The sequence below is a fragment of the Phaeovulum vinaykumarii genome (assembly GCF_900156695.1).
Classification (GTDB): domain Bacteria; phylum Pseudomonadota; class Alphaproteobacteria; order Rhodobacterales; family Rhodobacteraceae; genus Bieblia_A; species Bieblia_A vinaykumarii.
Genome location: NZ_FTOM01000003.1, coordinates 173537 through 197106 on the forward strand (window position 1 = coordinate 173537; position 23570 = coordinate 197106).

A 23570-nucleotide genomic window follows, 5' to 3' on the forward strand; every position below is an offset into this window, starting at 1 on the left:
CTATGCGGGCGGCTCGCGGGCATGCACCCTTGGAGGATGTCCGCTCCCATACTCTATCGGAGAAGACCAATGGCCAAAGAGATTCCGGATCTTGTGGCCGAGGTGCGGACGGGGACAGGCAAGGGGGCCGCTCGTCAAGCTCGTCGTGAGGGCTACGTACCCGGCATCGTCTATGGCGACGGCAAGGAGCCGCTCGCCATCAAGATCAACTACAACAAGCTGCTGAAAATGCTGAAGGCGGGGCGCTTCATGTCCACGCTCTTCAACCTCAAGGTCGAGGGCCAGGAAGACGTCCGCGTCATCTGCCGCGGCGTTCAGCGCGACGTTGTGAAAGACCTGCCGACGCACGTCGACCTGATGCGTCTGCACCGCGCCTCGCGCATCAACCTGTTCATCCACGTGGACTTCATCAACCACGAGAAATCGCCGGGCCTCAAGCGCGGCGGCACGCTCACCGTGGTGCGCCCCGAAGTCGAACTGGAAGTGCTGGCGGGTGACATTCCGGACCACCTCACCGTGGACCTGGAAGGTCGTCAGATCGGCGATGTGATCCACATCAACGACATCGCGCTGCCCGAAGGCGCGAAACCGACCATCGACCGCAACTTCGTCATCGCCAACCTGGCGGCGCCGAAGGGCCTGGCCTCGGCGGAAGCCGAAGCCGCCGAGGAATAATCCCCCGGCGCCCGCGCCTTGCGGAACCTGACTGGAAACGCCCCCGGCCCCGCGGTCGGGGGCGTTTTCCGTTCGGGGGGCTAGACCACCGGCATCAGATGCCGAAACCTCCCGGAATGCACGGAAATTCAGGAATGATGGAAGTCTGACGCCCGCTCAGGCCGTGCGCAACAAGGCCTGGCGCTTGCGGTCATAGGACGACGGGATGTTCAGTGCCTCGCGGTATTTGGTGACCGTGCGGCGCGCCAGACGTGCCCCGGCGGCCTTGGCGCGCTCGACGATGGCGGCGTCCGACAAGGGACGCGCGGGGTCTTCCTTGGCCACGATCTCGGCCACCAGCGCCATCAGCGCATCCTGCGCCTGGGTCTCGACGGCCTCATCCACCGGCACGGCCACGCCCGGCATCACCTGCGGCGTCACCGCGCGCGAGAAGAACGCCCGCAGCGGCAGCGTGCCCCGCGGCGTCTCGATCAGACGGTCGGCGGTGGCGCGGCTGATGGTCGAGGGATGCAGCTCCAGCTCCTGGGCCACCTCCTCCATCCCCAGCGGCCGGATCGCGCGCGCGCCCTGTTCCAGAAACGCCCCCTGATGCGCGATCAGACAGGCCGCGGTGCGTAAAAGGGTGGCCTCGCGCCGGGCGATGGTCTGTTCCAGCCAGCGCGCCCGCGACAGCGCCTTGCGCAGATAGGCCCGCGCCTCGGAGCGCCCGGCCGCCCCGGCGGCCACGGGCGGGGCGTCGATGCGCAGCGCCGGCAGGCTGGCGCGGTTCATCTCGACCACCCATTCGCCGCCCTCGCGCCGGATCTTGAGGTCGGGCGGCAGGATCGGCGCGGGGTCATGCTGGAAGGCAGCGCCGGGCTTGGGGTTCAGCCGCCGGATCTGGGCCAGGGCGGCGCGCACATCCGCGACCGTGCCATCCGAAAGGCGGGCCAGCGCCTCAAGCCGCCCTTCCGCCAGAAGATCCAGATTGTCGAGAATGACGCCGAACCCCCAGTCGAGTATCCCCTTCTCTTCCGCCTGTAATTTCAGGCATTCCGAAAGATTACGTGCGAATACCCCCGTCGGCTCCAGCCCCTGACAGCGGCGCAGCACCTCTGGCGCCATCTCGGGCGGCAGGTCGACCCCCAGCGCGACGATCTCGGGGTCGGTCAGAAGCCAGCCCGAGGGTTCGAGCGCGCCGGCAAGTGCCAGCGCCAGTTCGCGTTCGGGGCCGGGATCGAATTCCAGCAGGATCTGCCGCGACAGATGATCATGCAGCGACGGCTTGCCCTCGGGCAGCACCGCGACCGGATCGAAATCGGAGGGCGCGCGCGCGGCGCCGCGCTCCAGCTCGGCCCGGCGTGCCGCCGGTGCAGGGGCAGCCCGGCCCGCCGCGGCCGGCGCGGGCGGCGCGACCTCAAGGCAGGGGTTGGTCTGCGCCTCCTCGACCAGAAAGGCCGAAAGATCGGCGTTGGTCATTTGCAGAACCTTCAGCGCGGTCTGCATATCGGCGGTCATCGCAAGCTGCGTGACCTGTCTCTGGGCGTGGATCATATCCATGTGCCCATCTTACCGCCCCGACGCGCGCATGCGGGCTGCGACACGGAGGCCAGAGGGGAAAGTGACGTGCTTGTGATGCCCCTGCCCCTGCCCCCTGCCCATGCGCTGGCGTCGATCGCCCAAATCCTCAGCTTTTGAAAAAGAGATCCGGCGGCGCGTCCGGGAATCGCGGCAGAGGCGGCGATGGGGGCGACGGCGGGCGTGAAAAAAGGCGCCCCAAAGGATGGCGCCCCTCTCAAGACCCTGCTTTGAAAGAGCTTCCCTGAAAATCCGACCGACAGAACCCCGCCTGAGCACCGCCGCGCCGAGGCCCGCCCCCGCCCGCCACGGGCGCCGGGGCCTGCGCAAACCGCCGCGCAGCCCGTGGGGAACTGCCTTTCATTTCAGCAGCCCAACGCCCAAGGCAAAGGCGGCCAAGGCAAAGGCGGCCCAGGACGCAGGAAGGCCCGTGCGGGCCCGGACCCCGACGGCCCGGACCCGCCCCACCGGTTCACCCCGCCGGATCGGCCTTGGGACCGCGCAGCGCGGTGAAGGGCACGAAATTGCCCCCCTTGGGCGCGGTGCGCGAGAACACCGCCAGCACGCCCTGTTCGCGCGGGCTGGAGCTTTCGAATTGTTCGTAGGTTTCCTTGAGCGCCTCGCGCGCGGCCAGGAAGGCGCCGTCGGCATCCATCGTGTCGATGTCGATCTTGCGCAGCTTCTGGCCAAAGGCCTTCATGATATGCAGCCGCGCCACATTCAGCACGTCCTGACGGAAGGGCAGCAGCAGGAAGGTGAAGATCTCCTCGGCCGAGGACAGACGCGCGATGTCGTCCAGAACCGAGGCTTGCGGGGTGGCGGATGTGGCGGTCATGGCGGTGTCTCCGGGTTCGGGGTTCTGCAATGTTGAAAACGGCGTCAGGACTGGGCGACGCCCTGCGCACCGGGGCAGAGCCCCCGCGCCAGGCGGATCAGGTCGGCGGGTTCGAGCGCGCGCTTGAGGCGCTCGGCCTCGGCGCGCACCATCGGCAACAGCGCGCGGGCAAAGGCGTCGTCGTGGCGCAGCCCCGCTTCGCGCAGGGCGTGGACCACGCCCGCCAGCCCCGAATGCTTGCCCAGCACCAGCCGGTGCGCGCGGCCAAAGACCTCGGGGCGCAGGCCGGCGGATTCGTAGGTGGTGCGGTCCTTCAGCAGCCCGTCCACATGGATGCCGGACTCGTGCGAGAAGACCGCCGGCCCGACGATGGGCTTGGCCGCGGGCACGGGGCGGCCGGCAGCACGGGCCACCATCTCGGCCAGCGGCACCAGACGATCCAGCCCGACGCCGGTGGGCCGGCCCTGCGCGGCCAGGACCGCGGCCACTTCCTCGAGCGCGGCATTGCCGGCGCGTTCACCCAGCCCCCCCACCGTCACCGACAGATGGCTTGCGCCCGCACGCGCGGCGGCCAGCGTGTTGGCCGTGGCCAGGCCCAGGTCGTTATGGGCGTGAAATTCGATCGGCAGCGGCTGCGTGGCCACCAGCCGGCGCACCAGATCATGCGCGGCAAAGGGATCCAGCACCCCTAGCGTATCGGCCAGCCGGAAGCGGATCGCGCCGGCCTCGGCGGCGATGGTGGCGATCTCGGCCACGAAGGCGGGATCGGTGCGCGAGCCGTCCTCGGCGCCGACCGAGACCGCAAGCCCCATGCCGGTGGCCAGGCTCACCAGCTGGCGGACCTGGGTGCGGGCCCAATCGGCATCGACGCGCAGCTTGCCGGCCAGATGGCAGGGCGAAAGCGGCACCGCCACATGCACCCGGCGCACGCCGGTCTGATGCGCGGCGGCGATATCCTCGGCGCGGGCGCGGGCCCAGACCAGGGGGCTGGCCGCGACCAGACCGCGGGCGATCTGGCGGATGGCGCCGATCTCGGCGGCACCCATCGCGGCGACGCCCAGCTCGATCTCGGCCACGCCCGCGGCATCGAGCGCCGAGGCAATGGCGCAGCGTTCGGCCAGGTCAAAGACGACGCCGGCGGTCTGTTCGCCGTCGCGCAAGGTGGTGTCGCACAGGACCGGCGCCGGCCCCGAGGGCGAAAAGACATCCATCGCGGGAGAAAGCGCGTTCACGACACCGCCTCCCCCTGTTCGACGACCTGCGTCCAGAAGGGCGACATCTCGCGCAGGCGCGCCACGACGGGGGGCAGTTCGGCGATCACCCGGTCGATCTGGGCGCGCGTGGTCTCGCGCGTCAGCGAGATGCGGATCGCGCCATGCGCGGCGGTAAAGGGCACATCCATCGCGCGCAGGACATGGCTGGGCTCGATCATGCCCGACGAACAGGCCGAGCCCGACGAGGCCGCGATCCCGGCGCGGTCGAGCATCATCAGCACCGCCTCGGCCTCGACGAATTCGAACGCCATCAGCGAGGTGTTGGGCAGCCGGTCGCGCCGGTCGCCCAGCACGCGCACCTTCGGCACGGCCTTCGTGATCTCGGTCTCGAGATGGTCACGCAGCGCGGCAAGCTGCGCGGCCCCGGCCGGATCGGCCATCTCGGCAGCGGCGCCAAAGCCCACGATACCGGGGATATTCTCGGTGCCCGCGCGGCGGCCGCGCTCCTGCTTGCCGCCCCAGATCAGCGGCGCGAAACGGGTGCCGTGGCGGATGTAGAGCGCGCCCACCCCCTTGGGCCCGTGGATCTTGTGGGCGCTGACCGAAGCCATGTCGACCCCGGCCGCGGCCAGATCCAGCGGCAGCTTGCCCGCCGCCTGCACCGCATCGGTGTGAAAGAGCGCGCCGACCTCATGGGCCCATTCGGCCAGCCCCTCGATCGGGAAGATCGTGCCGCTTTCGTTGTTGGCCCACATCAGCGTGACCAGGGCCACATCCTCGGAGAGCGCGGCGCGATAGGCGTCCAGATCGAGCCGCCCCTCGGCATCGACGCCGATCCGGTGCACGATCACGCCCTCGTCACGCTCGAGCGCATCGACACAGGCCAGGACCGCCGGATGCTCGACCGTCGAGGTGATGATCTCGCGCCGGTTCGGATCGGCCGCCAGCGCCGCGCGGATGGCGGTGGCATTGGCCTCGGTCCCGCCCGAGGTGAACAGGATCTCGTCCTCGCGCGCAGCGCCCAGAAGGGCCGCGACCTGTCCCCGCGCCCGGCGCAGCGCCTTCGCAGGAGCAGACCCGAAGGCATGCTGCGAGGACGGATTGCCGAAATGCTCGGAGAAATAGGGCATCATCGCCGCCAGCGCCGCGGGCGCAAGCGGGGTGGTCGCATTGGCATCGAGATAGATGCGCTCCATCGCCCCGTCTCCCTTTCGTTTCGTTCAGTTCTTGCCCACGGGCACGATGCGCACCGCGCGACCCAGCGTCTTGATGATGCGCGCCTGAAGGCCGGCCAGCGTCATCGAGGCCAGCTGGCAGCCCGCACAGGCGCCCGACAGATGCACCTCGACGCGGTTGCCGGTGAAATCGACCAGCTCGACATCGCCGCCATCAGCGCGGAAGGTCGGGCGCATTTCCTCGATGATGCGGGCGACGGCGATGGCCTCCTGGGCCTCGGTCGCGGGCAGGATGCGCGCGTCATCGGCGCCGGGGCTCCGGCAGGCGGCGGGGTTCTCGGCGGTCGCGGTCGGTTGCGACGCGCCCCCCTTCTCGGCCCCCTTCTCGGCCCAGGCGGCGGGCATCGGGATGCCGCTCGGCATCTGCCGCGGCTTGCCCTGCGCACGGGCCAGGGCCGCGCGATAGGCCGGCGGCTGGCGGTCGGGGGCGGGCATGGCGGGGTCGGGCATGGCGGCGGCTTCGGTGCGCACGGGCCCGAAATCGGCCAGCGCGGCGTCAAGCGCGGCGCGGCCCTGCGCACAGACCGCGCGCCGGGTCTCGGGCAGCCCGCCCAGGGCCCTGTCGATATCGTCTTCGGTCAGGGCCCGCGCCTCGTCCACGGTGCGCCCCGCGACCAGTTCGGTCAGCGCCGAGCCCGAGGCGATCACCGCACCGCCGCCAAAGCTCTGGAAGCGGGCGTCCTCGATCCGGCGGGTCTGCGGATCGACGCGCAACATCAGCCGCAGCATCGCGCCGGCCTCGATCGAGCCGGCCTCGCCCACGGCATTGGCGCCGTCCAGCGTGCCGACATTGCGGGGGTTGAAGAAGTGATCGCGCAGCGTGTCCGAGAAATCCTGCATGGCCCTGCCCCCTTTCAGCAGAAGGATTTGCCGCAGCCGCAGCCGCCCTTGGCATTCGGGTTGTCGAAGACGAAGCCCGAGCCTTCGACCGAGGTCACGAAGTCGATGGTGGCGCCGGTCAGCCAGTCACGGCTGGCGGGGTCAACCAGGACGGTGACGCCCGAGGCCTCGATCACGGCATCATCGGTGGCGGCTTCCAGTTCCAGCGCCATGCCATATTTCAGGCCGGCGCAACCGCCTTCCTGAACCATGACGCGCAGGCCGGCGACAGGCTGGCCGGCGCCTTCGATGGCGCTGCGGATGGCATCACAAGCGGCGGGGGTGAGGGTCAGCATCGGGCTACTCCTTAACCGACAGGGGGTCTGCCAGAAGTTTAGCACGCTCCATGCCAAGTCATGATTGTTTAACGAAATCAAACCCCCGAAGCGCGGGGCTTCGGGGGTCTGGTGGCAGAAGGTCGCGGCGTTGTCGGCTATCGACCATCACATGGAGGCGAGTGACGGGTTTGCGACACCGCCCGCCGGATCAGGCGTCCGGGGCGAAGCAGGCCGTCTTCTCGGGGCAGGCCTCGCAATTGGGCGCGGGGCAAAGCCGGGCCGCGCCGGTGCCGCAGATCTGGCGATAGAAGAACCGCTTCCAGCGCATGTTGTTGACATTGGCCGCGTGCAGGCGCGGGAAATGCCGGGCGATCAGACGGCCCAGCCGGGCCCGGTCGGGCAGGCCGAGATCTTCCCACAGGTGCCGCGGCTCCTGCGCGCGACGCGCCAGGATCTGCGCGATCGCATCGGTGTCCTCGCCCATCAGCCCGCCGCGCCACATCAGGAGAAGCGCGATCGAATGCGCCTCCTCGGCGGGGGGCGCGCCGGCGCCCGGCCCGGTGTCGGGCAGATCGAGCCCCCAGCGCACGGCCAGCCGTTCCAGCCGCGCCGGCGCCAGCCCCAGCGCCGCGGCCAGCCCCTCGGGCTCCATCGTGGCGCGCGCATGCGCCACGATCGCAGCCAGATCGGCAGCATCGGCCGCCGGATCGGCCGCATAGGGGTTCAAGGGCGCGCCAGCCCCGGCAGCGGCCGCCGCAGCTGGATCGGGGGCCGCAGGCTCAGGCATCGAGCTGCTCGAAGGTCTGGCAATCCTTGGGGCAGACGCGGTTGCACGCCCCGCAGCCGATGCAATCGTCGGCATTCGACATGACCATGATCTTGCGCACGATCTCGTCGTCGTCATCGTCGTCATCGGGGTCGATGTCCACGATGTCGTCATCTTCGGTCACGCCCTTCAGGGTCATCACGTCGCGCGCGCAGACCTTGTAGCAGCGCCCGCAGCCGATGCATTTCTCGGCGTCGATCTCCGACAGGAAGGCGGGGACAAATTCCTGGCCGCCGCGGGTGAGATAGGTGCGCATGTCTTGTCCTTCTGGCTGGTCCCCGGTCGGGCCGGGGTTGGCGTCATGGGGCGGCGGGCGCCGCTCAGGGTCGATCTTCGGGCGGACGCCGCCCGAGTTGGGGTCACATCCGCGCGGCTTCGGGGAAGCGCTCGGTCATGTCATTGGCATCGGCCAGCATCTTGTCGCCGGCCTCGGCCAGTTTCTCCCAGGTCTCGAAGCCGAAGCGGTGGATGTCGCGCAGATGCTTCGAGATCACGACCAGACGGCCCGCGATCAGCACGATGCGGCCCCAGCCCTCGTGGTTGAACTTGGCGATCGGCGCGGCCATGCAGCCGGTCTGGCGTTCCAGCATCAGCCCGATGGCGGTATAGAATTTCTCGATACGCCAGATCACCTCGGGGTCGGGATCGCCGATGATCGGGATCTCGCGGCGCTCCTCGGCGGTCAGGATATATTCGGCCAGAAGCTCGGAATCCGGCTTGCCTTCCCAGTTGCCATAGGCGTCCTCGGCCCGGACCACCGCGGCCAGCTGGCGCAGGAAGGGGCTGTCAGGCCAGGCGCCGCCGCGCGGGGCGGTTTCGGTCGCGGTGTCGCTCATGCCTCGCTCTCCTCGCTGATCAGGTCATCCAGGAAATCCGACCGCTTCATCCCCAGCGCCTTGCGCAGGAAGGGCGGCGGGTTGCCCTTGAGCATGGTCTGGACCTGCTCGATCACGGCCGAGATCGGTTCGGGCTCCTTGCGCTTGATCGGATGGACGCCGGCGCGCACGACCCGCGCGGCCGACGGCCCGCCGATGGCCAGCACGAACATCAGCGCGGCCCCCTCGAGCGCCTCGATCTTGGGGCCGATGCGGTCGACCTCGTCGTCATGCCGGGCGCTCTGGGCGGTGGGGCTGTCGAAGGCCACCACCTCAAGCAGGCGCGCGGCGCTGGCCGACACTTCGTAGATGGCGAAGTTGCGCGCCGATCCGAAATGGGCGTTCAGGTTTTCCAGGTCGTTGGTCGCAATGGCGACACGCAGGGCGGGATCGTCGGTCTCGGACATGGGGGACTCCGCTTCAATGACGCGCAGACGGCGCGGGGGCATGGGTGAACTCCTCGTCGATGGGCAGCGCGCCGAAATCCTCGGGCGCAGGACGATGGGGATGCGACAGGACCAGGTTGGCGACCTCGTAATAGAAGGCGCGCGACCCGGCATAGAGCACGCGGCAGACATCCTGCGCGCCCAGACGGTCGAAGATGGGGAAGCCCGCGCGCAGATGCGCCACATGCAGCCGCTCGGCCATCATCCGGCCCTGCGCATGGGTGATCAGCATCTTGGCGCCGGTCTCGGGGATGAGGCGTTCCAGATCGCCCAGATCGCCCAGAAGCACCTGTTCAGCCGGGATCTGCGCCGTGGCCGCGGTCGAGGTGGTCGAGACGGCGGCCACGATCTGCGCGCCCATAGCCACCATCGCCTGCCCCAGCGCCGCGGCCAGATCGGGCTCGGCCCCCAGCGCGACCTTGAGGCCGGCGGTGTGGAAATGCGCATCCAGACAGGCATCCTGAAGGCGCGCACGGTCGCGCTTGAGGCGCGCGGGCACATCGCGCGTGCCCGCGATCTCCATCAGCGCAGCGACAAAGGCGTCGGTCGCGCGCAGCCCGATCGGCGTTTGCAGCACATGGGCCGCCCCGCCGCGCCTGGCCAGACGTTCCGCGGCGGGGCGCATGGCCTCGCCGATGGCGATGGTGGCGCCCGATTGCGCCATCAGCGGGATGCGCGCGAGCGGCGTGCCGCCCAGCGAACAGCCCGACCAATCCTCGGCCAGATGCCCGTCAAGCGAATCCGTCAGATCCGGCAGCACGATCGGGTCCAGACCGAAGGCACGCACCAGATCGGCGATGGCCTCGACCTCGGCCGGGGTCAGATGGCTGCCGGGCAGCAGGTTGACCTGGGCCGGCAGCCGCGGGCCGGCGGCGGTCTCGGGGACCATCGCGTCGATGATCGCCTCGACGGCGCGGGCCCAGCCCTCCTCGAGGCCGCCGTGGAAGTCGGGGGTTGCGGCATAGACCACGCGGGTATCGGCGAAATCCTCGCGCCGGGCCAGCATGGCGCGCAATTCGCCGGCGACATCCTCGCCGCGGGTTTCGGTCAGCGCGGTCGAGGCGATGCCGATGAAGCGCGGATTGGCGCGCTTGCGCAGGTTCTCGATGGCTTCCTCGATCTGCTCGCCGCCGCCCAGGATCGCCGAAACCTCGTTCATCGCGGTGGTCTGGAGGGGGATCGCCTCCTTGAAGTGGCGCACCAGATGCACCATCGCAAAGGCGGTGCAGCCCTGCGCCCCGTGAAAGAGCGGAATCGCCCTTTCGATGCCCAGATAGGCCATGGCCGCGCCCAAGGGCGCCGAGACCTTGAGCGGATTGGTGGACAGCGCGCGGTCGGGATGGGTGATCCGGGTCATGTCAGCAATCCTCGAAATCGGCGCGGGTGCCGGCCATGGCCGACAGATCGAGCGGGGTCACGGGGGCGGCCGGTGCGGGCGGCGCATCCCAGGGCGCGGGCGTGCGCAGATCGGCCCAGAGCGGGTTGTTGATGGCCCGGTCGATCGCGTCGAGCAGGTTCACCATGCCCATGTAACCCGCGTAGGGTTCATGCTTTTCCTGGTTCACGTCGACCCACGGCACGCGCGCCTTCAGCGCCACGAACTGCGAACGCCCCCCCGACATCAGCACATCGGCACGCGCGGCGCGCAGCGCGGCATACATGTCGCGCGGGGCCATGTTCTCGAACATGTGGGCTTCGGTGCCCATGATCTCGGCGATGCGGGTCTTGTCTTCCTCGGTGGCCTTGCGCACCGAGGTGCCGACCACCTCCATGCCCAGCTCCTGCAGCGCCGAGACGACCGACCAGCTCTTGTGCCCGCCGGTGTAGAGCAGCACGCGCTTGCCGGCCACGCGCGGGCGGAACGGCTCGAGTGCGGCGCGGGCGCAGGCCTCTTCCTCGGCGATCAGCGCCTCGGCCCGGTCGATCAGATCGGCCGGCGCGCCGCGCTCGACCAGCATCGCGCACAGCGTGCGGATCGCCGCGGAGGTGTCCGAGATGCCGTAGAACGAGCCCTCGAAGAACGGGATGCCATAGGTTTCCTCAAGACGGCGCGCCATGTTGATCAGCGCCTTCGAGCAGACCAGCATGGTCACGCGGGCGCGGTGCATCTTGGCGATCTGCGCATAGCGCGCGTCGCCCGCGACCGAGCCCAGGATGCGGATGCCCAGCTTGTCGAGGAGCGGCTTGACCTGCCACAATTCGCCCGACAGGTTGAAATCGCCGATGATGTTGATGTCGTAGGGCGTCGAGACCTCGGGCTCCATCGTGCCGACGACATATTTGAAGAGCGCCTCGCCCGCGAGCTTGTTGCCCAGGTTCTTCGAGCCGACATAGCCGGGCACGTCGATCGGGATCACGGGGGTGCCGAAACGTTCCGCGGCGGCCTTGCAGACCGGCACGATATCGTCGCCCACAAGGGCGGTGGTGCAGGTCGAATAGACGAAGACGGCGGCGGGGGATTGCTGTTCGATGACTTCGCGGATGGCACGGAAGAGCTTCTTCTCGCCCTGCCCCATCACGATTTCCAGCTCGCTCAGGTCGGTGGTGAAGCCGGTGCGGTAGAGATCCGAACCCGACGAGGCCGAGCCGCGGTTGTCATAGCCGTTGCCCCAGCAGGCCAGCGGCGCATGGACCAGATGGGCCACATCGGTGACGGGCTGAAGCGCGATCATGGCCCCGTCGAAGGCACAGCCCCCCGCCGCGGCACCGGGCGTCAGCTGCTTGGTGCAGCCCTTCTTGCGGGCGGCATCGTCCTTGGACCGGTTCGTGGCGCAGGCCGGTTCGTTCAGAACCGCCGCGACCTGATTTTTCAACGCTTCGCTCATCGTGGCCCCCTCAAGCCTTGATGGAAATTGAGAAGGCCGGCCCCGCTGTGGGGCCGGCCGCCGACGTCCTCAGCGGGTGAGGTCGAAGGAGATGTCTGCCTCGGTGTCGAGCTTGTCGAAGATCGTGTCGAGGATCTTGACCACGACCGAGATCGCGCCCTGATAGCCGAAGATCGGGAAGCGGTGGTGGTGGTGACGGTCGAAGATCGGGAAGTTCAGGCGGATCAGCGGGATCCCCAGATCCTTTTCCAGATACTTGCCGTAGCTGTTGCCGATCAGCATATCCGCCGGCTCGGTCGCCAGGATCGAGCGCAGGTGCCACAGATCCTTGCCGGCCCAGACCTGGCAGCCCTGCCCGAAGGGCGACGACGCCAGCAGCTCTTCCGTCTTCTTGGCCCAGGCTTTGGAGCCGTTGGTGGCCAGGCAGTGCTTGGGCTCGCCGCCCATTTCCATGACGAATTGCGCCATGGCCAGCACGAAGTCCGGGTCACCGTAGATGGCGTAGGTCTTGCCGTGCAGATAGGCTTGGCTGTCGGCCAGCGCGTCGACCAGGCGGCCACGCTCGAGACGCAGCGATTCCGGGATCTCGACGCCGGCAACCTCGGCGATCTTCATCAGGAACTCGTCGGTGCCCTTCACGCCCAGCGGGTAGTTGAAGGAGGCGGTTTCCTGACCGACTTCCTCGCAGAACTCGAGGGTTTTCTTCGAGCAATATTCCTGCATCGAGATCGTGGTCCTGGCGTTCAGGCCTTCCTTGATCTCGTCGATCGTGGTGCCGCCCGCATACATGCGGAATTCACCGTCCGAGGGGGTGTCGTAGACGTCCGACACATCCGACAGGATGGTGGCTTCGACGCCCATCAGGCCCAGCATGCGCTTGAGTTCGCGGATGTTGCCGACCGCAAAGCCGTCAAAGCCCGGAATGATGTTGATGCCTTCGCCCGGCGTGCGCTCGGCGCCTTTCCAGAAGTTCGACAGGATGCCCTTTTGCATGTTGTCGTAGCCGTCGACATGGCTGCCGACGAAGGCCGGGGTGTGGGCGAAGGGCACCGGGAAGTCTTCCGGCACGCTTTCCTTTTCCTTGGCCTTGATGATGAACGAGTTGAGGTCATCCCCGATGACCTCGGCCATGCAGGTGGTCGAGACGGCGATCATCTTGGGCGAATAGAGCGCATAGGCGTTGGCCAGGCCGTCGACCAGGTTGCTCAGGCCGCCAAACACGGCCGCGTCTTCGGTCATCGACGAGGACACCGCCGAGGACGGCTCCTTGAAGTGGCGCGCCAGGTGCGAGCGGTAATAGGCCACGCAGCCTTGCGAACCGTGCACGAAGCTCAGCGTGCCTTCATAGCCGGCCGCGGCGAAGACGGCGCCCAGCGGTTGGCAGGCCTTGGCGGGGTTCACCGTCAGGGCTTCGCGCGCCAGGTTCTTCTCGCGGTATTCCCACGACTTGGTCCAATCCGCGATCTCGGTGACCATGTTCGAGGGATGGCCGCACTCGAATTTCGCGCGCTTGTTGTCGAGCATTTCCTTGTACTCGGGTTCCCGGAACAGTTCCGCGTGGTCGAGCACCTTGTCAGCCGATTGAGGCATCTTCGTTTCCTTTCGCTGGCCGTCCGCATTCCGAGACGCGCCGCAAGAAGTATCGTGAGGAAGGGAGGGATCGGGGGGGCGAACCCGAGGGGCAGGCCACCCCCCCGAAAAGCCGGTGATCAGGCCGACTTTTTCCAGGGCGCGTCGAACAGACCCCAGACCGGGTTGTTGATCGCAAGATCCATGTCGCGCGCGAAGATGGCGAAGCCGTCATAGCCGTGGTAGGGGCCCGAGTAGTCCCAGCTGTGCATCTGACGGAAGGGAATACCCATTTTCTGCGTCGGGTATTTTTCCTTGATGCCCGAGCCCACCAGGTCGGGACGGATGTTCTCGATGAACTTCTCCAGCTCGTAGCCGGTCACGTCATCGTAGATCAGCGTGCCTTCCTTGATGTATTCGCCGGTGCGCTTGTAGTCGTCGCCGTGGGCGAATTCGTAGCCGGTGCCGCAGATTTCCATGCCCAGATCGTGATAGGCGGTCACGACGTGACGGGGGCGCAGGCCGCCGACGTAGAGCATGACCTTCTTGCCTTCGAGACGCGGCATGTATTTCGCCTTCACCGCATCGACGAGCGGCTGATACTTGGCGATGACCTTCTCGGCATTGTCCTGGATCGTCTGGTCGAACTTGGCGGCGATGGCGCGCAGGCTGGCGGCGATCTGGCTCGGCCCGAAGAAGTTGTATTCCATCCACGCCACGCCGTGTTTCTCTTCCATGTGGCGGCAGATGTAGTTCATCGAGCGGTAGCAGTGGATCAGGTTCAGCCGGGCTTTCGGGGCGCGTTCGATCTCCGAGAGGGTGGCATCGCCCGACCATTGCGCGATGACGTTGAGGCCGATTTCCTCAAGCAGGATGCGGCTCGACCAGGCGTCACCACCGATGTTGTAGTCGCCGATGATGTTCACGTCATAGGGGCCGGGCTCGTGGTTCTTGCCCTCGCCGCCTTCGGCCTCGAGCACCCAGTCACGGATGCAGTCGTTGGCGATGTGGTGGCCCAGCGACTGCGACACACCGCGGAAGCCCTCGCAGCGAACCGGCACGATGGTCTTGCCGATGTCGGCCTTCTTCTTCTTGGCCACGGCTTCGATGTCGTCGCCGATCAGGCCGATCGGGCATTCCGACTGGACGGTGACGCCTTTCGAGAGCGGGAACAGCTCGGCGATCTCGTCCATGATCTTCTCGAGCTTCTTGTCACCGCCGAAGACGATGTCCTTTTCCTGGAAGTCCGAGGTGAATTGCATCGTCACGAAGCTGTCCACGCCGGTGGTGCCGGTGTAGTAGTTGCGACGTTGCGACCACGAGTAATGGCCGCAGCCCACCGGACCGTGGGAGATGTGGACCATGTCCTTGACCGGGCCCCAGACCACGCCTTTCGAGCCGGCATAGGCGCAGCCGCGAATGGTCATGACGCCGGGCAGCGACTTGATGTTGGATTTCACCGTGTCGCATTTCGACACGATCTCGGTGTCCCCTTCCTCGGCGGGCTGGGCCACGTTCAGGTGGCGGGCGCGCCGCTTGGCGGCTTTCGCGGGATAGGCGGACAGGACTTCTTCGATCAGCTTGGCATTCTGATCGGCGTCATTGAGGTCTTTGGCCATCGAGGGCTCCTTCGGGGAGAGATAGCGATCGGGGAAGCGGCGGCTGGCGCGCGCGATCGGCGCGCCAGCCCTCGAAACTCAGGATTCCGCGGCAGCGATGGCGGCCAGGCGGTCCTCTTCGGATTGCATGATGCCGAAGTCGAGCAGCATCTGCTCCAGCTCTTCCATGGTGATCGGGGTCGGGATGACGCCCTTGCCCGAGTTCTCGTGGATCTTGCGGGCCAGCTCGCGGTATTCGTTGGCCTGCTTGCTGTTCGGGTCATACTGGATGACCGTCTCGCGGCGCAGCTCGGCGTGTTGCACGATATTGTCGCGCGGCACGAAGTGGATCATCTTGCAGCCCAGCTTCTCGGCCAGCGCCTCGGCCAGCTCCAGCTCGCGATCGGTCTTGCGCTCGTTGCAGATCAGGCCGCCCAGACGCACACCGCCCGAGTTGGCATATTTCAGGATGCCCTTGGCGATGTTGTTGGCGGCATAGAGCGCCATCATCTCGCCCGACATGACGATGTAGATTTCCTGGGCCTTGTTCTCGCGGATCGGCATGGCGAAGCCGCCGCACACAACGTCGCCCAGAACGTCGTAGGACACGTAGTCCACGTCGTCATAGGCGCCGTTTTCTTCCAGGAAGTTGATGGCGGTGATGACGCCGCGGCCGGCGCAGCCGACGCCCGGCTCCGGGCCACCGGCTTCGGTGCATTTGATGCCCTTGTAGCCGACCTTCATCACGTCTTCGAGCTCGAGATCTTCAACCGAGCCGGCTTCGGCGGCCAGGTGCAGCACGGTGTCCTGAAGCTTGGTGTTCAGGATCAGACGAGTCGAGTCCGCCTTGGGGTCGCAGCCGACGATCAGGATCTTCTGATCCATCTCGACCAGAGCGGCCAGGGTGTTTTGCGAGGTGGTCGACTTGCCGATGCCACCTTTGCCGTAGAAGGCGATCTGTCTCAGTTTGCCCATGATGTATTCCTCAAGCTGCAGGGTCCGTGTTTGGGGAGAAGCGCGGACGCGCCGGTCTCGAAACCCTGTTCAGCAAGGGGCGTGCCAAGTCTGAATGAAGTTATAATATCGTTTTATTTCATGGCTTTAAATCCAAGCGGTCCGGAAGGCATGCCTGTGCTGGAAATGTGACGAACCCGACAATTTGCCGACAAAAGCCGCCAAAGGGCCATATGTAGGGTGTCCGACCGTCAGACGGCGGGGATCAGGAGGCACTTTCGGGGGGCGCTTTCGGACGCGAATGTCAGGCGGGGACAGTCAGGCGGGGGCGCCAGAAGCGCCACATCAGCAGCACCGAGGCCGCCGCCAGCCCCAGCACCAGCCCCACCCAGAGACCCACGCCCCCCAGCCCCAGCGGAAAGGCCAGCAGATAGCTGGCGGGGATCCCCACCAGCCAATAGGAAAAGGTGGCCAGCCACATCGGGCGGTTGGTGTCCTGCACCCCGCGCAAGAGGCCCAACCCCACGACCTGCATCGCGTCAAAGACCTGAAACGCCGCCGCCACGACCAGAAGCTTGACGCCAAAGGCGACAATCGCGGGGCTTTCGGGCGCCGACAGGTCCAGAAACAGCCCCACCAGGAAGCCCGGCACCAAAAGCAGCATCCCGATCAGCACGACACAGAGCGCAAGGCTCAGCACGATGGCGGCCAGGCTTGCGTCGATCACCCCGCGCGCGTCGCCCCGCCCGTCGGCACGCCCCACCCGCACCGTGGCCGCCGCCGACAAGCCCATGTGCAACATGAAGCCCATCGCCGTGATCTCGAGCGCGATGCCATGCGCGGCCAGCTCGATCGTGCCGATCCAGCCCATCATCAGCGCCGCGGCCTGGAACATGAAACCCTCGGCCAGACCGGTGATCCCGATCGGCACCCCCAGCCGGAACAGCATCGCCATGCCTTCACGGTCGGGGCGCCAGAAGCGTGAAAATAGCGCAAAGCGGCGCAGCGCCGGCAGCCAGGCGGCATAGAGCGCCAGCGCCAACGCCCCGGTTGCCTGCACCACCACCGACGAAATGGCCGCCCCCCGCAGCCCCAGTTCGGGCGCACCCCAATGGCCGAAGATCAGCGCCCAGTTCAGCGCGATGTTGACGACAACGCCCCCCAGCGTGACCCACATCACCATCTGCGTGCGCTCGTTGGCCGACAGATAGCTCTTGAGCACCATGATGAAGAGCGCAGGCACCATGCCCCAGCCGGCAATGCGCAGATAGTCCTGCGCCAGCTCGGCGATCCGCGGTTCCTGCCCCCAGGCAACCAGGATCGGGCCGGAAAACCACATCACCGGCATGGTCAGAAGGCCATAGATCGCCGACAGCCACAGCCCCATGCGCACATCGCGGCGCACCTGGGTGTCGTCTTCACGGCCCAGCGCCGCGGCCACGCGCCCCAGCACCGCCACCCCGAAGCCCGAGCCCAGCACGAAAAGCGCAAAGAGCATGGCCGCGCCCAGAACCACCGCGGCCAGTTCCGCAACCCCGTACCAGCCCAGCATGATCGTGTCGGTGACATGCAGCGACATCTGCGCCAGCTGGCTGCCCATCAGGGGCAGGCCCAGCACCATCGTGGCGCGCAGATGCGCCGCGAAGGACACAGGCCGGGTCCGCGGCCCGGCAAGAGGATCAGGAAGCGTGCTCATGGCCGAGCCTTAAGCCCGCCCCAGCCCCGCGGCAAGCGTTGCGAACACCCCGCAAGGGCGCCATGACGCACCATCAGGGCGCGCGCGCCCTGCCCGCGCAAATCGGCCCGCGCGGATCAGGGCTTGCGGGCCACGAAATCGATCAACGCCGCGCGGCCGTCATGGCCGCGGCCCTCGCCCAGATCGGCGTCGTAATCCTCGGCGACCTCGACCGCCCAGCCGGGAAAGGCCGCGCGCAGCAGATCCAGATCCCACAGCTTGGCGACATCGGGCGGCCCGCCGGTGCCGTAATCGACCTGCCGGCGCGCAAAACCATGCAGCAGCACCAGCCCGCCCGAACGCACCGCACGGCCCGCGCCGGCCAGGATGCGCGCGCCGTCATCGGGGGCGGAAAACTGGATGAAGATGCCCAGCACCGCGTCGAAGGCGGCCTCGGGCCAGTCATGGGCGGTCAGATCCGCATCCTCGAGGGCGATCGTCACACCGCATTCCTGTGCCAGCTTGCGCGCCTTGGCCCGCGCCACGGGCGACCGCTCGAGCGCATGCACCTCAAGGCCCAGCCCCGCCAGATGGACGGCGTTGCGCCCCTCGCCCTCGGCCAGGCTCAGCACCCGCCCGCCCGGCGCAATGCGCCCCGCGTTACGCGCGACAAAGGCCGCGGGGGCCTTGCCGTAGAAATAATCCTCTCCGGCGAAGCGCTTGTCCCACATGGCAATCCCCTTATCCCTGCCCGAGACAGAGCTAGGGGCCGAAGGCGCCCCCGGCAAGGGGCGCGCAGGGATCGGCCAAGGGGGCGGCGCGGCCGGCTCAGGATGCCGGACGGGCGCGGCGCTGGCCGGGGTGAAGGGCCGTGCCCAGGATATGCTGGGAATTGTGCACGACATGGCTTGCGTGCCCCACGATCAGCGGGTCGGGGGCCTGGGCGATCTCGGGATCCTTGTCGGGATAGTCGATCGTCGACAGGAAATGGCGCATGCAATTGATGCGGGCGCGCTTCTTGTCGTCGGATTTCACGATCACCCAGGGCGCGTCGGCGGTGTCGGTATAGAAGAACATCGCCTCCTTGGCCTCGGTGTAATCGTCCCATTTATCCAGACTGGCCAGGTCGATGGGCGACAGTTTCCAGCGCTTGAGCGGGTCGGTCTCGCGGGCCTTGAAGCGGCGGCGCTGTTCGGCGCGTGACACCGAGAACCAGTATTTGTAGAGCCGCACGCCCGAGCGCACGAACATCCGTTCCAGCTCGGGGGTCTGGCGCATGAATTCCAGGTAATCGGTGGGCGAGCAGAAGCCCATCACCCGCTCGACGCCCGCGCGATTGTACCAGGAGCGGTCATAGAAGACCATCTCGCCGGCGGTGGGCAGGTGCTCGATGTAGCGCTGGAAGAACCATTGCCCGCGCTCGACATCCGAGGGCTTGTTGAGCGCGACGACACGCGCGAAGCGGGGGTTGAGATGCTCCATGAAGCGCTTGATCGTGCCGCCCTTGCCGGCGGCGTCGCGCCCTTCGAACAGGATCACGAATTTCTGCCCCGTATCCTGCGCCCAGCGCTGCACCTTCAGCAGTTCCGATTGCAGGCGCGCCTTCTCGGCCTCGTAGACCACGCGCCCCATGCGGCGGGTATAGGGATGGCGGCGCGCCTCGAAGCCGTGCTTGTCCCTGGGCACCTTGGGAAAGGCGCGCGGCCCCACGCTTTCGTCCTCCCCCGCGGGGGCGGGGGCCTCTGCGGCCGGATCGGCCAGGGGGGCGGCATCGGCCAAGGGCGTGGCCTCGAGCAGGGGCGTGGCATCGGCCACGGGCGCGGCCTCTTCCAGCGGGACAGCATCGGCAAGCGGCGCAGCAGAACCAAGCGGGGCGGCGGGGGGCAGGTCGTCCATCGGTTTCTCCTTCAACATGCGCCCAGAATGGGACATTCTGCCGCAAGACGCGTTGACGCGCATCAAGCCCTGTCACGCAAATGTTGCAAAACCGACAACGCCCCGAGGGAGAAGCACATGATCCGCATCCTTGGCGTCGCCCGGTCGCGGGCCACGCGCAACATCTGGCTGCTCGAGGAACTGGGCGCCGAATGGCAGCTGGTCCCGGTGATCCAGGCCTATCGCCTGCCCGATCCCCTGGCGCCCGATGCGCCGCTGAACACCCGCAGCCCGGCGTTTCTGGACATCTCGCCCCAGGGCGCGGTCCCGGTGATGCAGGACGGGGACTTCACGCTGACGGAATCGCTGGCGATCAATCTCTATCTTGCGCGCCGCTTCGGCGGGCCCTTGGCCCCCGAGACCCCGCAGGAAGACGCGCTGGCCGCGCAATGGAGCCTTTACGGCGCCACCGCGATCGAGGGGCCGGCGCTCGAGATCTCGTTTGCCTACCGCGACGACAGCCACGCCACCCCTGAGGGCGCAGCCCGGATCGACCGCGCGATGGCGGCGCTGGAACGGCCGCTGCGGGTGCTCGAGTCGCATCTGTCCACCCGCGACTGGCTGATGGGCGAGCGCTTCACCGTGGCCGACATCAACCTGTCGGAGATGGTGCGCTATGCCCAGGCGCACGGGCCGGCGCTGGCGCCCTATCCGGCGGTGTCGCGCTGGCTTGCAGCCTGTCACGCCCGGCCGGCCTTCGCGCGCATGTGGGAAATGCGGCTGGCCGAACCCGAGTGACCCGCCCGCCATGAACCTGAACCGCGTGACCCTGCCCCCCGTGACCCTGCCCCCCGTGACCCTGCCCCCCGTGATCCATCCCCGGTGATCCGCCCCCCGTGCGCCGCCCGCCCGGCGCGCGCCCGGACGGTTGCCCTGCCCCGCCAAGATGCGGTATCTGCGGGGCAAGCCAGCACAAGACACCGGCCCTGAACGACCGCGACCCCACGAGACCGCGGCCCCAAGACCAACGCGCAGCGAAAGGCCCGCCATGCCGAGTGACCTTCTGTCGGATGCCTCCACCGGCTATGACGCCTCCTCGATCGAGGTGCTCGAGGGGCTCGAGCCGGTGCGCAAGCGGCCGGGCATGTATATCGGCGGCACCGACGAACGCGCGCTGCATCACATGGTGGCCGAGATCCTCGACAACGCCATGGACGAGGCCGTCGCGGGCCATGCCAGCCGCATCGAGGTCGAGCTGGCCGCGGATCATTCCGTCACCGTGCGCGACAACGGCCGCGGCATCCCGGTGGACCCGCACCCCAAGTTTCCCGACAAGTCCGCGCTCGAGGTGATCTTGTGCACGCTGCATGCGGGCGGCAAGTTCTCGGGCGATGCCTATGCCACCTCGGGGGGGTTGCATGGCGTCGGCGCCTCGGTGGTCAATGCGCTCTCCGACAGCATGGTGGTGCAGGTCGCGCGCAACCGCGAGCTTTACGAACAGCGCTTCTCGCGCGGGGTGCCGCAGGGCCCGGTCCAGAAGGTCGGCGCCGCCCCCAACCGCCGCGGCACCACCGTCACCTTCCATGCCGACGAACAGATCTTCGGCCATCACCGCTTCCGGCCGGCGCGGCTTCTCAAGATGGTGCGTTCCAAGGCCTATCTGTTCTCGGGCGTCGAGATCCGCTGGAAATCCGAGATCGAGGACGGCGACACCCCGCTCGAGGCCACCTTCCACTTCCCCGGCGGGCTTGCCGATTACCTGTCCGAGGTGCTCGAGGGCGCTACCACCTATGCCGAGCGCCCCTTCGCCGGCAAGGTCGGCTTCCCCGAGAAATTCGGCGTGCCGGGCTCGGTCGAATGGGCGATCAACTGGACGCCCGCGCGCGACGGCTTCATCCAGTCCTATTGCAACACCGTGCCCACCCCCGAGGGCGGCACCCACGAGGCCGGCTTCTGGGCCGCGATCCTCAAGGGCATCCGCGCCCACGGCGAGCGCATCGGCAACCGCAAGGCCGCCCAGATCACCCGCGAGGATCTGGTGGCCGGCGGCTCGGCGCTGGTGTCGTGCTTCATCCGCGAGCCCGAATTCGTCGGCCAGACCAAGGACCGGCTGGCCACGACCGATGCCGCGCGGCTGGTCGAGGGCGCGGTGCGCGACCATTTCGACACCTGGCTGGCCACCGACACCAAATCCGCCGGGGCGATCCTGGATTTCCTGGTGCTGCGCGCCGAGGAACGCCTGCGCCGCCGCGCCGAGAAGGAAACCGCGCGCAAGTCGGCCACCAAGAAGCTGCGCCTGCCGGGCAAGCTGGTCGATTGCTCGGCCTCGAACCGCGAGGGGACCGAGCTGTTCATCGTCGAGGGCGACAGCGCGGGCGGCTCGGCCAAGATGGCGCGCGAACGCGCGACGCAAGCGCTTCTGCCGCTGCGGGGCAAGATCCTGAACGTGCTGGGCGCGGCCTCCTCGAAGCTGGGCAGCAACGCCGAGATCAACGACCTGTGCCAGGCGCTGGGGGTCGGCATGGGCACGCGTTTCAACGTCGATGATCTGCGCTATGAAAAGATCATCATCATGACCGACGCCGATGTGGACGGCGCGCATATCGCGTCCTTGCTGATGACCTTCTTCTTCACCCAGATGCGGCCGCTGATCGACCGCGGGCATCTCTATCTGGCCTGCCCGCCGCTCTATCGGCTGACGCAGGGCGCGCGCCGGCTCTATGTCTCGGATGACGCCGAGAAGACGCGCTGGATGGAAAAGGGGCTGGGCGGCAAGGGCAAGATCGAGGTGCAGCGCTTCAAGGGCTTGGGCGAGATGGACGCCAAGGATCTGCGCGAGACCACGATGAACCCGGCCACGCGCAAGCTGATCCGCGTGTCGATCGACGAGGACGAGCAGGGCGAGACCGGCGATCTGGTCGAACGGCTGATGGGCAAGAAGCCCGAACTGCGCTTCGAATACATCCAGGCGAACGCGCGCTTCGTCGAAGACCTCGACGTCTGATCCGCCTGCGCTCGGGCGTCCCTTGCCCCCCCGGCGCGGGCGACGCCCGCCGCATGCGCGCCCCCGAGACCAAGGCGCGCATGGACAGGCGCGCGCGGAACACCTATCGGGGGGGGGCAGCCCGACGACAGGAGATCCCCATGACCGAATGCGCCCTCTGCTCTGCCGCCGAGGCCCGGCCCGTCCCCGTTCACCCGCGCGAGGAGACCGTCGCGCTGTGCCCGACCTGCCTGACCGGCGTGACCGAGGGGCCGCAATCCGACCCGCATTGGCATTGCCTGAACGACGCGATCTGGAGCCCCGACCCGGCGGTGCAGGTGCTGGCCTGGCGCATTCTCAAGGCGCTGCCCGAAGACGCCTGGGCGCGCGATCTGCTGGATATCGCCTATCTGGAACCCGAGGTGCAGGACTGGGCCGAGGCGGGCCTGACCACCGCCCCCGAGATCGTGCACCGCGACAGCAACGGCGCGGTGCTGGCGGCGGGCGATACGGTGACGCTGATCAAGGATCTGCCGGTCAAGGGCGCGGGCTTCACCGCCAAGCGCGGCACGGCGGTGCGCAACATCTCGCTGGTGCCCGACAACGAGGGCCAGATCGAGGGCCGGGTCGAGGGCCAGCGCATCATCATCCTGACGCAATTCGTCAAGAAGGCCTGAGCAGGACGGCCCGCGACCGGCGCACCGAAGGCCCGCCCCCGCCCCAACGCCCGTAGCGGCGCGGTGTTGGGGCGGTGCGTTGGGGCGAAGCGCGCTCTGACCAAAGGAAAAGGCGGGCACCCGTCACCGGGGCCCGCCTTCTTGTTCGTCATCCGTCTGCGCGGGATCCCCGCGTCTTACGCAAGGGCGAGGTTCGTCGCCGATTCACGCCCGTCGCGCCCACGCTCGACGTCAAAGGTCACGGCCTGACCGTCGGCGATCTGATGCAGACCGGCGCGTTCGACCGCCGAGATGTGCACGAACACGTCGCGCGAGCCATGCTCGGGGGCGATGAAGCCGAAACCTTTGGTGGAATTGAACCATTTCACGGTGCCATTGGCCATCGTGATGTCTCCTGTCTGGGTGCCGCCCACAAGACGCAGCGGCCTGGCTCAGTGTCGTCATAAGATCAACTGAAGCCGGAAGGAGACAGAAGGTCGAAGGAAGAAGCTTTGCCCAACCTTCATACCCGCAAGGCGCGAAATTCGCAACCTCTAATGACCGAAATGGCGAAACAGGGCCCGCCGCCCCGGCGCGGCCCTAGCTGCGCCCGCC

Annotated in this window: 23 protein-coding genes; 4 read left to right on the top strand and 19 right to left on the bottom strand. The window is 67.7% G+C overall.

Going from position 1 to position 23570, the window contains the following annotated elements; translation table 11 throughout:
- Nucleotides 1-69 precede the first annotated feature (69 nt).
- A complete protein-coding gene (locus BW949_RS08875) occupies nucleotides 70-675 on the top strand; it encodes a 50S ribosomal protein L25/general stress protein Ctc (RefSeq protein WP_076365238.1) in 606 nt (201 codons plus the stop codon).
- A 156-nt stretch (nucleotides 676-831) separates the two neighbouring features.
- Here the strand turns inward: BW949_RS08875 and rpoN are convergent, their stop codons facing one another.
- From rpoN to ppk2, 18 genes are all read right to left on the bottom strand, one after another.
- On the bottom strand, nucleotides 832-2214 hold the full coding sequence (rpoN, locus tag BW949_RS08880; RefSeq protein ID WP_076365240.1) for an RNA polymerase factor sigma-54: 1383 nt from the start codon (nucleotides 2212-2214) through the stop codon (nucleotides 832-834).
- A gap of 490 nt (nucleotides 2215-2704) precedes the next feature.
- Entirely contained in the window at nucleotides 2705-3067 is a 363-nt protein-coding gene (locus BW949_RS08885) for a nitrogenase-stabilizing/protective protein NifW (protein WP_076365242.1), read from the bottom strand.
- A 44-nt stretch (nucleotides 3068-3111) separates the two neighbouring features.
- Entirely contained in the window at nucleotides 3112-4299 is a 1188-nt protein-coding gene (nifV, locus tag BW949_RS08890; RefSeq protein ID WP_456238430.1) for a homocitrate synthase, read from the bottom strand.
- Nucleotides 4296-5477 carry a cysteine desulfurase NifS gene (gene nifS, locus BW949_RS08895; protein ID WP_076365245.1) on the bottom strand — a complete coding sequence of 394 codons (1182 nt, stop codon included), beginning with the start codon at nucleotides 5475-5477 and terminating at the stop codon, nucleotides 4296-4298. The genes nifV and nifS overlap by 4 nt, the downstream gene beginning before the upstream one ends.
- A 24-nt stretch (nucleotides 5478-5501) precedes the next feature.
- Nucleotides 5502-6356 (bottom strand): iron-sulfur cluster assembly scaffold protein, encoded by an 855-nt coding sequence (locus BW949_RS08900; RefSeq protein WP_076365247.1) that lies wholly within the window; start codon nucleotides 6354-6356, stop codon nucleotides 5502-5504.
- A 14-nt stretch (nucleotides 6357-6370) separates the two neighbouring features.
- On the bottom strand, nucleotides 6371-6691 hold the full coding sequence (locus BW949_RS08905; RefSeq protein ID WP_076365249.1) for an iron-sulfur cluster assembly accessory protein: 321 nt from the start codon (nucleotides 6689-6691) through the stop codon (nucleotides 6371-6373).
- 190 nt (nucleotides 6692-6881) lie between these two features.
- Nucleotides 6882-7460: a nitrogen fixation protein NifQ gene (locus BW949_RS08910; protein WP_097177015.1), complete on the bottom strand. Its 579-nt coding sequence runs from the start codon at nucleotides 7458-7460 to the stop codon at nucleotides 6882-6884.
- On the bottom strand, nucleotides 7453-7755 hold the full coding sequence (gene fdxB / locus BW949_RS08915) for a ferredoxin III, nif-specific (RefSeq protein ID WP_076365253.1): 303 nt from the start codon (nucleotides 7753-7755) through the stop codon (nucleotides 7453-7455). Before fdxB ends, BW949_RS08910 begins: the two co-directional genes overlap by 8 nt.
- 103 nt (nucleotides 7756-7858) lie before the next feature.
- The gene (locus tag BW949_RS08920) at nucleotides 7859-8335 is read right to left on the bottom strand and encodes a NifX-associated nitrogen fixation protein (protein ID WP_076365255.1); all 477 of its coding nucleotides are present in this window, start codon (nucleotides 8333-8335) and stop codon (nucleotides 7859-7861) included.
- A complete protein-coding gene (nifX, locus tag BW949_RS08925; RefSeq protein WP_235816254.1) occupies nucleotides 8332-8781 on the bottom strand; it encodes a nitrogen fixation protein NifX in 450 nt (149 codons plus the stop codon). Before nifX ends, BW949_RS08920 begins: the two co-directional genes overlap by 4 nt.
- 13 nt (nucleotides 8782-8794) lie before the next feature.
- On the bottom strand, nucleotides 8795-10177 hold the full coding sequence (gene nifN / locus BW949_RS08930) for a nitrogenase iron-molybdenum cofactor biosynthesis protein NifN (protein WP_076365259.1): 1383 nt from the start codon (nucleotides 10175-10177) through the stop codon (nucleotides 8795-8797).
- Between the two features lies 1 nt (nucleotide 10178).
- Entirely contained in the window at nucleotides 10179-11645 is a 1467-nt protein-coding gene (nifE, locus tag BW949_RS08935; protein ID WP_076365261.1) for a nitrogenase iron-molybdenum cofactor biosynthesis protein NifE, read from the bottom strand.
- A gap of 69 nt (nucleotides 11646-11714) precedes the next feature.
- Complete coding sequence (nifK, locus tag BW949_RS08940; protein WP_076365263.1) at nucleotides 11715-13235, bottom strand: nitrogenase molybdenum-iron protein subunit beta; 1521 nt, start codon at nucleotides 13233-13235, stop codon at nucleotides 11715-11717.
- Nucleotides 13236-13354: 119 nt separating this feature from the next.
- A complete protein-coding gene (gene nifD / locus BW949_RS08945; RefSeq protein ID WP_076365265.1) occupies nucleotides 13355-14833 on the bottom strand; it encodes a nitrogenase molybdenum-iron protein alpha chain in 1479 nt (492 codons plus the stop codon).
- 78 nt (nucleotides 14834-14911) lie between these two features.
- On the bottom strand, nucleotides 14912-15787 hold the full coding sequence (gene nifH, locus BW949_RS08950; RefSeq protein ID WP_076365267.1) for a nitrogenase iron protein: 876 nt from the start codon (nucleotides 15785-15787) through the stop codon (nucleotides 14912-14914).
- Between the two features lie 283 nt (nucleotides 15788-16070).
- Nucleotides 16071-17462 (bottom strand): MATE family efflux transporter, encoded by a 1392-nt coding sequence (locus tag BW949_RS08955; RefSeq protein ID WP_076365269.1) that lies wholly within the window; start codon nucleotides 17460-17462, stop codon nucleotides 16071-16073.
- A gap of 116 nt (nucleotides 17463-17578) precedes the next feature.
- Entirely contained in the window at nucleotides 17579-18172 is a 594-nt protein-coding gene (locus BW949_RS08960) for an SAM-dependent methyltransferase (RefSeq protein WP_076365271.1), read from the bottom strand.
- 97 nt (nucleotides 18173-18269) lie between these two features.
- The gene (ppk2, locus tag BW949_RS08965) at nucleotides 18270-19337 is read right to left on the bottom strand and encodes a polyphosphate kinase 2 (protein ID WP_083947678.1); all 1068 of its coding nucleotides are present in this window, start codon (nucleotides 19335-19337) and stop codon (nucleotides 18270-18272) included.
- A gap of 117 nt (nucleotides 19338-19454) precedes the next feature.
- Here ppk2 and BW949_RS08970 point away from each other — a divergent pair, with 117 nt between their 5' ends.
- From BW949_RS08970 to BW949_RS08980, 3 genes are all read left to right on the top strand, one after another.
- The gene (locus BW949_RS08970; RefSeq protein WP_076365273.1) at nucleotides 19455-20114 is read left to right on the top strand and encodes a glutathione S-transferase family protein; all 660 of its coding nucleotides are present in this window, start codon (nucleotides 19455-19457) and stop codon (nucleotides 20112-20114) included.
- A gap of 250 nt (nucleotides 20115-20364) precedes the next feature.
- Nucleotides 20365-22320: a DNA topoisomerase IV subunit B gene (gene parE, locus BW949_RS08975; RefSeq protein WP_076365275.1), complete on the top strand. Its 1956-nt coding sequence runs from the start codon at nucleotides 20365-20367 to the stop codon at nucleotides 22318-22320.
- A gap of 140 nt (nucleotides 22321-22460) precedes the next feature.
- Entirely contained in the window at nucleotides 22461-22976 is a 516-nt protein-coding gene (locus BW949_RS08980) for an alkylphosphonate utilization protein (RefSeq protein WP_076365278.1), read from the top strand.
- Between the two features lie 176 nt (nucleotides 22977-23152).
- Here BW949_RS08980 and BW949_RS08985 read toward each other — a convergent pair whose 3' ends face one another.
- Nucleotides 23153-23359 carry a cold-shock protein gene (locus tag BW949_RS08985; RefSeq protein ID WP_076365280.1) on the bottom strand — a complete coding sequence of 69 codons (207 nt, stop codon included), beginning with the start codon at nucleotides 23357-23359 and terminating at the stop codon, nucleotides 23153-23155.
- Between the last annotated feature and the right edge of the window lie 211 nt (nucleotides 23360-23570).